This is a genomic window from Limoniibacter endophyticus (genome assembly GCF_014652835.1).
In the GTDB taxonomy this organism is placed as follows: domain Bacteria; phylum Pseudomonadota; class Alphaproteobacteria; order Rhizobiales; family Rhizobiaceae; genus Limoniibacter; species Limoniibacter endophyticus.
In genome coordinates this window covers 219,536-231,096 of the sequence record NZ_BMZO01000007.1, presented here as the reverse complement: position 1 = coordinate 231,096, position 11,561 = coordinate 219,536, and the positions used below count along the sequence as shown (strand labels likewise).

The following is an 11,561-nucleotide window of genomic DNA, read 5'->3' as shown; positions in this document are numbered from 1 at the left end:
TGTCATTCCACGTTGTCGATCAAACGGTTGCGGATATAGAACTCTCGGAGAGAACCAAGTCTCGGGTGATCAAGGGCTCTTCGGATATAGCCAGAAATCCGGGGAAGATGACGCATATAGCCGGGCTTTCCATCGCGCCGGTTCAGCCTGACGAAAATACCTAATATCTTAGAATTACGTTGTAGGGCCATCAAGGCATATGCACGTCGAAATCCTTCTGCTTCGAATAAAGCCGTATCTTTTCGACGTTCCAGATATCTTTCCAAAATAGCATTTTCCATGTTCGCGGGGACATCGACCCTTGCATCGAATGCCAAAGAGGCGAGATCATAGGCGGAAGGACCCCATAGTGCATCCTGAAAATCAATCAGTCCCACCCGGTCGGATCCCTCAGAAGCCTCCTGCCACAGAATGTTTGGGGAATGGAAATCGCGAAGCATAATAGTCTTCTCTCCCTCCTCGATTCCGTCCAGTGCCTCATGCCATAGGGCGTGATATTCCGCGCGCAAGGAGGAAGGTGCCGGCCCCCCTGTCCTTTCAGGGACATACCAGTCAACCAAGAGATCGAGTTCAGCCATGATGGCGTCACGATCAAATGGCGGCAATTCGTAGGAGATGCCAGCCTCGACGTGAGTACGCGGCCAAGCGCGACTATGCATCGTCGCCAACATATCCGCCGCTGCCAGGTACCGTTCCGCAATCGGCTTTCCGTCCGCATCCACTATGCCGTCATGACCAAGGTTCTCAAGAAGCAGGAAACCATTATCCAGATCCTTGGCGTATATGGAAGGCACGCGCAGGCCACCACCGCGAAGTATCTCCCCGACCGCGAAGAAGGAGGTGCAATTCAGAGCGATATGCGCGATATCTGCATAAGACTTTGTCGAATTCATCGGCCCTGCAGGCACGAGAGCGGGCGAATCTACAAGAATTGCATCCCTGTCCTCGACGAAAACGTGCTCGTAGTGACGAGCCGACGCATCGCCTGAAAGATATTCGCGCCGAGCGTTTCGCCAGCCACTGTTTTCCAGAAACCGCCGCTGTTCCATCGCGCGGTTCAGTCGGTCCATCTTTTCCTTCGGACCGGCCAGCTCAGCATAACGGCCGCCATCGTCAGCCTCGGTAAGGCTTATAACTAGACCATCCGCCGGCATATGCGCTTCAGCCATCTGCGGCCACTCGACGAGGCAGACACCCGAGGAGGATGCCTCGTCAAAGCCCAGCTCGAAGATTTCATCCTGATCGCCCAGCCGGTAAAGATCGTAATGGTAAGCTGGCAGCGCCGTCTGATAGCTTTGCACCAGAGTGAATGTCGGACTGGGCACCTCAAGCTCCGCATCCCCAGCCAAAGCGCGAATGATCGAGCGAGCGAGCGTGGATTTTCCTGCTCCCAGGTCGCCTTTCAACATGAGGACATCGCCTCTATGCAGTGCAGCCGCAAGATCCTGACCGAAGCGTTGAGTGGCAGCATCGTCCGGCAGATGCAGTTCGATGGTCGAGTAGTCGTTCATCACTCGGCTGCCGCTCGTGAAGATGTCGCACTCAGCGGAAAGCGGCAATAGACCGTCGTTCCACGGTCTTCTCCGGTATCGATCGCGACCGCCCCGCCGTGAAGCTCCACGAGACTTTTGACGATTGAGAGTCCAAGCCCGGCCCCTCGCCTGCGTCCGCCGTGAACACGCGGCTCAAACCGGTTAAATACGCTGTCCATAATATCGACGGGAATCCCAGGCCCAAGATCTCGGACCCAGAACTCGATCTGGCTTGTTACCCTTCGGCAACCAAGAGTCACTACCGAGTTCTCAGGCGCATAGTTGGATGCATTCAGCAACAGGTTAAAAAGGACCTGACGAACCCGTTGCTCATCCCCCTCAAAGCTCGCCGGTGCATCTTTGTAATCGAGCCGCAGTTCGATCGCGTGCTCACGCAATCGGTCCGATATTATTTCAGCTGTCGCAGTCAGAACAGTCTCGACTTCGACTTCCCCGATTTCAAGCTGCATTATGCCGGCATCGACGGTGGCGAGATCGAGAATGTCGTTAACTACCGTGAGGAGAACGGATGAGGACGAGCCGATGTGCTGGAGATATTCACGCTGACGCTCGTTGAGCACCCCTGTATCCGGCATGGCGAGAAGTTCGGTGAAGCCGATTATATTCGTCAGGGGCGAGCGTAGCTCATAGGAAACATGCTGAACGAAATCGTTCTTCAACCGGTCCGCTTTCTCGAGCGCCTCATTCTTATCTGCCAGCGCGCGTGTCACCCGCTCGCTATCCGTTACGTCCACGAACGTAAGCATCATCTGGCCATTCGGCAGATGGATCACCGCGTGGCGCAATATCGTTCCGCTGTGCAATTCCACATTGCCATGTCGATCAACACGCTCGTCCGAAAGTCCGGTCACGAGAGAGACAAAGTCTTCCCAAGGGCTTTCTATGGCAGCATCGTCACACATCTTGCGCAATTCGGATATGTGAGGAGCTTCCTCGTAACCTGATAAATCGATCCGCCATAGCTTTTCGAAAGCAGGGTTCGACAGCCGCAACCATCCATCCGGCCCAAAGACCGCAACGCCCTCCGCTAGATTGTCCAGCGTCTCGTTCTGAACACGCATTGCCGTATTGTAGCGGCTCTCAAGGTCGATCCGTTCGGTTACATTCTCGAAAATCCACGTGACGCCGCCCTTTGGTTGGGGATTGGCAACAACACGAATGGTGCGGCGGTCCGGCAGGTGCCACCAGTGCTCAATCGAACCGGACGAGCGATAAGCCTCCATCAGCTCATCCTTCCATCCTGCCCATTTGGGTTGTTCGGGCAGTTTGCCTTCTTCTCTGAGCCGATCCAGAAGCAGGACATGATCCGGGCTGGACGCAAGGTAGCTGTCAGAAAGCGCCCAGAGCTCCTGAAATGCCTGATTGTAGAACCTGAGCCGGCGATCATTATCGAATATGGCAATGGCCGTCGTGAGCTGATCCAGCGTTTCCGAATGGCTGCGCTGCGCATCCAGTATTTGGCCGCGCAGGTTCTCAACCTCGGTGATGTCCTCCGCCGAGCCTATAGAGCCCGATACGGTTCGAATGTCCGTCACCTGGAGAACCCGCCGATCTCCGGAAACAACCGCATTGAGCTTCTCCGCGAAAATCCCCCGCTCCAGATGCGAACGTTCAATCATTGAACGAGCCTGCTGCCCCAACAGTTCAACATCCTGATGCAAAACAGAGGTTTTGTCCTTCGCGTCGACCATCTTCAGATAGGCCGTATTTACCCAACGAAGCCGCAGATCGGCATCCCGTAGCCACAGCGGCAAGGGCAGGAGGTCAAGCGCCCGGAAAAGCCCCTCCTGCGCCGTGGAGAGCTCTTCGTTGCTTTGCCTTAACCGCTCAATCTCTTCTCTGTCATCGCCGAGCACCTCGAACCGCACGAATGCCTGGCTCATAGGCTTGTAGCCCTTAACTCTTAGCAACGTTCCAGACAGGGTTTCCGAGATGAGTTCGAAAGCAATGCCCTGTGCTCTGAGAGTGGTGATTGCGCGCTCCACACTGGTAGCCGAGGATGCCGTCAGCCACCGTGAAAATGCCAGCATGCCTGACAGTTCTTCCGGAATTTCCGAATGATCTTGCATGGAACCAAGGAGTTCCGGACGATCCTGATCATTGGACCAGATCAAGATTCTCTCGCCAGTCAGGTTCAGAAGCGCATTCGAGCGTTGAAGCTGCACATTCAAATCGATCAGACGGCGGCCGAGTTCACGGTTGCGCCGATCGAGTTTGTTTTTCTGCTTGATAAGCCAAATAGCACAAACAAAAGCCGCGCCGATGATACCCGCGATCACAGACAGCTGAACGACCTCGGATGGCCCGAAGCTTAGGGAAGATGGTGACTGTGCGGTGGCGGGCGAGGTGGCCAGGAAGAGTCCTGCCGATACCGGCACTAAGCTTAGCAAGACGCGCATTGCGGCTCCCTGTGCCCGTTTCCAGCTTTCATCCCCACTCCGTTCAAATATTACCGATTGTCGAGCGTTCGTCCGGACCGCTTGTTGAAGCGCTGGCAGCCCAATCGATTCATGCAGCAAAGTAAGACTTATCAGCTTGCGTCACGATTGCCACCACCTGGCTTCCCGGCAGGCAAGCAAGCCACGACGAACAAACTGGTTACGCCGCGCGAATCAATGAACTCTACCTCTTTCGTCCGGAAGCGTGAAGCGGAACAAAGAACGAAAAAGACGGCTCCTAAAAGGACGCCGTCTTTTTTTGAAGCGCTAGCGTTTAGTAGCGATAATGTTCCGGTTTGAATGGCCCTTGCGGCGTAACCCCAATATATGCTGCCTGCTCTTCGGAGAGCGTGCTGAGTTTAACACCCAGCCGGTCGAGATGCAGGCGTGCGACCTTTTCGTCAAGGTGCTTGGGCAAAACATACACCTCGGTCTTATACTGCTCGCCCTTCGTCCAAAGTTCTATCTGACCGAGGACCTGATTGGTGAAGGATGCCGACATGACGAAGCTCGGATGACCGGTCGCATTGCCCAGATTGAGCAGACGTCCTTCCGAGAGCAAGAGCATTCGCTTGCCATCGGGAAAGGTGATCATATCCACCTGCGGCTTGATATTGGTCCAGGTAAAGTTCTTTAGAGCCGTTACCTGAATTTCATTATCGAAGTGGCCGATATTGCCAACGATGACCATGTCCTTCATCGCACGCATGTCATCGAGCGTCACGACATCTTTGTTCCCAGTCGTCGTAATGACGATGTCGGCGTGAGGCGCAGCATCTTTCAGCGTTACAACCTCGTATCCATCCATGGCCGCCTGAAGGGCGCAAATTGGATCGACTTCCGTCACCTTCACGCGAGCGCCTGCACCCGAGAGCGATGCCGCCGACCCCTTGCCAACGTCACCATAGCCGCAAACCACTGCAACCTTGCCGGCCATCATAACGTCGGTTGCGCGACGTATGCCATCCACAAGCGATTCCTTGCAGCCATACTTATTGTCAAATTTTGATTTCGTGACAGAGTCGTTGACGTTGATCGCAGGGAAGGGGAGCAAACCCTTCTTCTGCAACTGATAGAGGCGGTTGACGCCCGTCGTGGTCTCTTCCGTTACGCCCTTGATCGCGTCACGGGTTTTGGTGAAGAAGCCCGGAGACTGCTCCAGGCGCTTCTTGATCTGGGCAAAAAGGATCTCTTCCTCTTCGCTGCCTGGATTCGTGAGGACATCCTCTCCAGCCTCGGCCCGCGCGCCAAGAAGAATATACATGGTCGCATCGCCACCATCATCAAGGATCATGTTGGACGGCTCACCGTCCGGCCACTGGAAAATCTGATCCGTATAGGTCCAATACTCTTCCAGTGTCTCGCCCTTGACGGCGAAAACCGGGGTTCCCGTTGCTGCAATCGCCGCTGCCGCATGATCCTGCGTCGAGAAGATGTTGCACGACGCCCAACGAACATCTGCACCCAGTTCCTTCAGCGTCTCGATCAATACCGCTGTCTGAATCGTCATGTGGAGCGATCCGGAAATACGTGCACCCTTAAGCGGCTTACTTTTGCCAAACTCTTCACGAGCGGCCATGAGGCCTGGCATTTCGGTTTCCGCTATGTCGAGTTCCTTGCGGCCCCAATCGGCCAGCGACAGATCTTTGACGACAAAATCAGACATGGAATACTCTCCTTGAGCCAATGAGTTCGCTGACGACGCAGCCTTCTTTGGCAGGGTTCCTACCAGATGGCGCCAGTGCAGACAACAGATATAAAGAAATCTTTATGCCTATATGTTATATGCGGAGCTTAAATCTCTTCACCAAATTTATCGGCGATCAGAGCTTGCGCCGCGTCGAGAAACTCCTCCGCATCTTCGCCCTCGGCAGTTACTTCGATCGAACAACCCGGGCTTGCAGCCAGCATCATCAGCCCCATGATGGATAGGCCGTTAACGCTTGTGCCGTCTTTCCCCACGGAAACCGTCGACGTGTAAGCGCCGACTAAGGCGACAAACTTGGCTGAGGCACGCGCATGAAGACCGCGCTGGTTGACGATCTCAAAGATCCGCGTTTGGGGAGAGTTTTTCTCTGACATGAAGCCGAACTGTATGGGTTACTTTGCGGTCAGAAGCTGACTGGCCACGGTTATATATTTACGTCCCGCTTCCTGCGCTTCAGTGAGCGCGAGCTTCATGTCATTTTGCTTTCTAACACTGGAAAGCTTGATGAGCATGGGGAGATTCACGCCTGCGATAACCTCGATCCGGCCAGCTTGCAGAACTGAAATGGCAAGGTTGGAGGGGGTGCCGCCAAACATATCCGTCAAGATAACGACGCCGTTCCCGTCATCAACACGCTCGCAAGCAGCAACGATATCGCTGCGCCGACCTTCCATATCGTCGTCCGGTCCGATGGCCAACGTTTCGAATCTGTCCTGTTTGCCGACAACGTGCTCTACCGCCCGAGAAAATTCGTCAGCCAGATTACCGTGCGTAACCAGCACAAGTCCAATCATGCTATGCAGGCTCCAGTCATCGGCGGGAAGAAAATCATGTATCGATCAAGTGATCTATCTTGCATAGAATCCTGCGTAAAGCACCCGCGTTAACGGTATCCTACCAACAAGACTGCTCCGGTCGTTGCAAAAAATCAACAACCATAAATGCTTCCCTCATCACGCATCCGCGATGAGGGAAGCGGAAATGCAGCCTCTCACAATATTGCGAGCGGTCATCATGGATCGTTCCGGCAGATAAAACAGCGGCCGCTCCAGACCGCAAACTGCCGTCCAGCGCGGCGTGGGCAACCGCTCTACAAGCGCTGGATCGACCAGATCGAAGCAGAAGTCTATAACGCAGGCACCAAGCACTGGCCAGCGGGTTATCCCGGCACCGGAGACCTCCATGAGTCCACAAATGCTTGGGGGGCAGGTTCCGATAAGACGTTCTCCATGTCGCTCGGCGAGGACACGATCATCGGCAACAAGGCGCGCAAGTCTGTTCTGTCCAACATATGCATCAATCAACGCATAGGCGAGAGTTGATTTTCCTGAACCGGAGGGACCTCGCAACAAAACACCTTTGTCATCCAAGACAATCAGCGTCGCGTGAATATTCTCGCAAGGCACACTTATCATTTTCGGTCAGCAGGCAGGATGATCGTGAACCTTGCCCCTTCAACTTTGCCGCTATCACTAATGATATTTTCTGCGGTCAGCATTCCGCCGTGGGCTTCAACAATTTGACGGCTTATCGACAAGCCCAGGCCCGAATTCTGGCCAAACGCCTCGTTTGAGGGCCTGTCGGTATAAAAGCGTTCAAAAATTCGCTCTATGTTCTCCACGTGAATTCCAGGACCATTATCACTCACCTGAATGATGATATTCCCGGCGTGACGTGCCAAGCTGATCTGTATTCGTCCTGCCTCTTCGTCTACGAAGGATCGTGCATTATCGATCAAATTCGTGACGACCTGACCAAGGCGCAAGTCGTGTCCCGTCACGACAAAAGGCGTCGCTCCGCCCGTCACAGGTTTCTCTACAAAAAGATCGATCGCTACCGGTTTCTTGTGGCGGCTAACCTCGCGCGCATTTTGCAGCACCTCCTCGATGAAGGGCTTCAAGTCGAGCTTGGTCGCGTCCACTCGAGCCAATTCCGCATCCAGCCTCGACGCGTCGGAAATGTCGGTAATCAAGCGATCGAGACGTTGCACATCGTGCTGAATAACCTCCATCAGACGTGCCTTAGCGCTTTCCGTCTTCGCAACAGGCAAAGTCTCGACTGCGCTGCGCAAAGAGGTGAGAGGATTTTTCAACTCATGTGAAACATCCGCGGCAAAGCTTTCAATGGCTTCGATGCGGCCGTAGAGGGCATTCGTCATGTCCCGCAAAGCGACGGACAGATTGCCGATTTCGTCCTGTCTATGCGAGAAGTTCGGAATTTCCTCGCGGCTGTTCACTCCTCTGCGAACCCGAATTGCTGCTGCCGCCAACCGACGCAACGGATTGGCAATGGTCGAAGCCAGCAACATTGAAAGAACAATGTTGACCAATGTGGCAACCCCGAAGACGCGCAGAATGGCCATGCGTTCAGCAGCCACGATCTTGTCGATGTCGCCGCCTTGCGTCGATAGCATCAATGTTCCCAGCACTGCACGAAAGCGCTGGATAGGAACGGCGACAGAGACAATTTGCTCACCCTGTTCGGTGATACGTACCACGTATGATGCAGACCCGTTGAGCGCACTCACGACTTCGGGGAAACCCGCGCCAGATCCACCCGGCTGCTCGCGATAGATTGGGATGCTCGTATTGCGAAATAAGCCCGATAAAAACCGTTCGAGCTTTTCAAGAAAGTCCTCTTCCTTCGGCTCGACGGAAGGAAGATCATAACGAAGGACTAGGCCCCGGGAATAAAGATGGCGCGAGTCCAGAAGAAGGTTTGCATCTCTATCAAAGATGCGAGCCCGCGTATGCGTTGGTGAAATCAGGCGCCGTAAAAGGGGCGCCACCCTTTCCGGATTTATCGGAAAATCTAGATTCTCCAATTGATCGGAGTTCGGCGTAAGACTGTCCCCGGCCTGGAGTTCAAGGAGTTTCTCCGGATCGATCCTGATGGAATCGGTCTCCACCGTTGCTGACGACGCGATCGCACCTGCGATAATTTCGCCCTGAGTCATCAGGCTTTCGACGCGCGCTTCAATCAAGCCATCGCGAAACTGGTTGAGATAGAATATGCCCACAACCAAAACGCCGAGCGCCGCCATGTTGAGAAACACGATGCGACGAGTGAGGCTTGAAAAAATATAATGACCGAAGAAGCGGCGTAGCGGCACCGTTATGCGCCCCGCCAGAGAAGGGCGCGGTCTCGTTCGAGGCTTGGGGACCACGCTTTCACCTGAAGCTTCAACTGCCATTGTTAATATCCGTCAGCGCACTCCACGCATGGCACACCGCGCTGATTGCCTGCTCAGAGTTCGCGGAAACGATACCCCACACCGTAAAGCGTTTCGATCATGTCGAAGTCATCGTCAACCGCCTTGAACTTTTTGCGCAGACGCTTGATGTGGCTGTCGATCGTGCGGTCGTCTACATAAACCTGCTCGTCATACGCGGCGTCCATAAGAGCGTCACGGCTTTTCACCACGCCCGGTCTCTGAGCCAAAGCGTGAAGGATAAGAAATTCCGTGACGGTCAAGGTAACAGGTTCCTGCTTCCAGGTGCAGGTATGGCGCTCCTGATCCATGACGAGTTGACCTCTTTCAAGGGAACGGCTCGCCTGCGTCGGGGTTTTAACCGCGGCATCACGAGCGCTTGCGCGACGCAATACAGCACGCACGCGCTCGACCAGCAAACGCTGCGAGAACGGTTTGCGAATAAAATCATCCGCTCCCATTTTGAGGCCGAAAAGTTCATCAATTTCATCGTCTTTCGACGTGAGAAAGATCACTGGCAAATCGCTTTTCTGCCGCAAACGGCGGAGCAATTCCATGCCGTCCATGCGTGGCATCTTTATATCAAGGATCGCCAGGTTCGGCGCACGCGCCAACAAGCCATCCAAAGCGGAAACGCCGTCAGTGTATGTTTCGACGCGATATCCCTCGGCTTCGAGTGCAATCGACACCGATGTGAGAATATTGCGATCATCATCCACTAACGCTACGGTTGCCATGCTCGCGGCTCCTTCCATAAGCACTCCTCAATCTGTTCAGCCTCTGTAATGGCGTACAAATTGAGTACAAAATGTGGCACATCTTTTAATGCGGAACAATCGCCTTGGTTGAGATGCTGGCACCTTGGCCCCCGGCAGATGGTTCTCCCGTACGGATTTTCACAGATTTAAAACCGATTTAAACAAAATTTAAACTTTTTAAATCGATTAAATAATTGATATATTTCGTTTTTTCTGCTTTGGCCGACCATCGCATCGAGAAAAGTCGATTTTCACGGCCTGTTGGACGTCTGGAGAACAAAGCATGGAAAGCGGGAAACGCAATCCGCACTGCGGCATTGAAGCTCAGAACCTTAAAACGTCGGGAGACGTCTTTTATAATTTTCTTCCCGCTCAACTTTACGAGCAGGCGCTTGCACGCGGTGAAGCAAGACTTACCGCTCATGGCGCACTTCTTGCAGACACGGGCCAACATACCGGCCGTTCGCCCAAAGACAAATTCGTTGTTCTGACGGCTGAAACCAAGGACGAAATCTGGTGGGACAATAATAAATCCATCACGCCGGAGCAGTTCGAAAACCTGCTTGCCGATTTTCAGGATTTTGTCGCGGACAAAGATCTCTTCGTACAGGATCTGATCGGCGGCGCCGATATAGATCATCAGCTGCCTACCCGCGTCATTACGCGCCTGGCATGGCATTCCTTATTCATTCGCAATCTGCTGATCCGCCCAGATCGCACGACGCTGGAGAGCTTCGTGCCGAAGATGACGATCATTGATCTGCCGGATTTCAAGGCCGATCCCGTTCGTCATGGTAGCCGTGGCGAAACCATGATCGCTCTCGACCTGACTCGCATGATCGTCCTCATCGCAGGCACCTCCTATGCTGGCGAAATGAAGAAGTCGGTGTTTACGGCGCTGAACTATTTGCTGCCAGCCAAGGGCGTCATGCCGATGCATTGTTCGGCCAACACTGACGCTGAGGATAATGTCGCTGTCTTCTTTGGCCTTTCCGGTACGGGCAAGACTACGCTTTCGGCCGACCCGTCCCGTACACTCATTGGCGACGACGAACATGGCTGGAGCGATAATGGCATCTTCAATTTCGAGGGTGGCTGCTACGCCAAGACGATCCGCCTGTCGGAAGAAGCCGAGCCGATGATTTTCGGTACCACCCGGCGTTTCGGCACGGTTCTGGAAAACGTCATCCTCGACGAAAATGGTGTTCCTGATTTCGACGATGGCAGCCGGACGGAGAATACACGTTGCGCCTATCCGCTGGATTTCATCGCCAATGCAAGTGGAAGCGGCAAGGCTGGCCAGCCAAAGAATATCATCATGTTGACGGCAGATGCGTTCGGCGTGCTGCCCCCGATTGCGAAACTTACGCCCGCACAGGCCATGTATCACTTCCTGTCCGGGTACACGGCGAAAGTTGCAGGCACCGAAAAAGGCGTCACGGAACCGGAAGCCACGTTCTCGACCTGCTTTGGCGCCCCCTTCATGCCTCGTCATCCATCGGAGTACGGGAATCTGCTGCGCGATCTAATCGCAAAGCACAATGTTGATTGCTGGCTCGTAAACACGGGCTGGACTGGCGGTGCATATGGGGAAGGCCAGCGCATGCCGATCAAGGCGACACGAGCGTTGCTTGCTGCGGCGCTCAATGGGTCTCTCAATAGCGTTGAAATGCGCAGGGACGAGAGTTTCGGGTTTGAGGTTCCAGTTGCAGTAGACGGTGTCGACGGCAAAATTCTGGACCCGCGCTCAACCTGGTCTGATGGCAACGCCTACGATCGCCAGGCGGAAAAACTAGTCTCGATGTTTGTGGCGAACTTTGCAAAGTTCGAAGATCACGTGGACGATGCAGTCATCAATGCGGCTCCTGGCACTAAGGAAGCAGCAGAATAACC

Annotated in this window: 9 protein-coding genes; 1 reads left to right on the top strand and 8 read right to left on the bottom strand. The window is 54.2% G+C overall.

What is annotated here, in order from left to right:
• Window positions 1-2: 2 nt before the first annotated feature.
• The 8 genes from tsaE to IE151_RS11875 all read right to left on the bottom strand — a co-directional run bounded on the left by tsaE (window position 3) and on the right by IE151_RS11875 (window position 9,647).
• Window positions 3-1,511 (bottom strand): tRNA (adenosine(37)-N6)-threonylcarbamoyltransferase complex ATPase subunit type 1 TsaE, encoded by a 1,509-nt coding sequence (tsaE, locus tag IE151_RS11910; protein WP_189490395.1) that lies wholly within the window; start codon window positions 1,509-1,511, stop codon window positions 3-5.
• Window positions 1,511-3,952 carry a sensor histidine kinase gene (locus IE151_RS11905; protein WP_189490393.1) on the bottom strand — a complete coding sequence of 814 codons (2,442 nt, stop codon included), beginning with the start codon at window positions 3,950-3,952 and terminating at the stop codon, window positions 1,511-1,513. The genes tsaE and IE151_RS11905 overlap by 1 nt, the downstream gene beginning before the upstream one ends.
• Window positions 3,953-4,265: 313 nt before the next feature.
• Complete coding sequence (gene ahcY, locus IE151_RS11900) at window positions 4,266-5,657, bottom strand: adenosylhomocysteinase (protein ID WP_189490391.1); 1,392 nt, start codon at window positions 5,655-5,657, stop codon at window positions 4,266-4,268.
• Between the two features lie 128 nt (window positions 5,658-5,785).
• Window positions 5,786-6,073, bottom strand: coding sequence for an HPr family phosphocarrier protein (locus tag IE151_RS11895; RefSeq protein WP_189490389.1), 288 nt, complete (start codon window positions 6,071-6,073; stop codon window positions 5,786-5,788).
• An 18-nt stretch (window positions 6,074-6,091) separates the two neighbouring features.
• The gene (locus IE151_RS11890; protein ID WP_189490387.1) at window positions 6,092-6,493 is read right to left on the bottom strand and encodes a PTS sugar transporter subunit IIA; all 402 of its coding nucleotides are present in this window, start codon (window positions 6,491-6,493) and stop codon (window positions 6,092-6,094) included.
• A 159-nt stretch (window positions 6,494-6,652) separates the two neighbouring features.
• On the bottom strand, window positions 6,653-7,114 hold the full coding sequence (locus IE151_RS17970; protein ID WP_210310890.1) for an HPr kinase/phosphorylase: 462 nt from the start codon (window positions 7,112-7,114) through the stop codon (window positions 6,653-6,655).
• On the bottom strand, window positions 7,111-8,892 hold the full coding sequence (locus IE151_RS11880; protein WP_189490383.1) for a sensor histidine kinase: 1,782 nt from the start codon (window positions 8,890-8,892) through the stop codon (window positions 7,111-7,113). Before IE151_RS11880 ends, IE151_RS17970 begins: the two co-directional genes overlap by 4 nt.
• A gap of 53 nt (window positions 8,893-8,945) precedes the next feature.
• A complete protein-coding gene (locus tag IE151_RS11875) occupies window positions 8,946-9,647 on the bottom strand; it encodes a response regulator transcription factor (protein ID WP_244636728.1) in 702 nt (233 codons plus the stop codon).
• 304 nt (window positions 9,648-9,951) lie between these two features.
• Between IE151_RS11875 and IE151_RS11870 the strand changes: the two genes are divergently transcribed.
• Window positions 9,952-11,559 (top strand): phosphoenolpyruvate carboxykinase, encoded by a 1,608-nt coding sequence (locus IE151_RS11870; protein ID WP_189490378.1) that lies wholly within the window; start codon window positions 9,952-9,954, stop codon window positions 11,557-11,559.
• The last annotated feature ends 2 nt before the right edge of the window (window positions 11,560-11,561 follow it).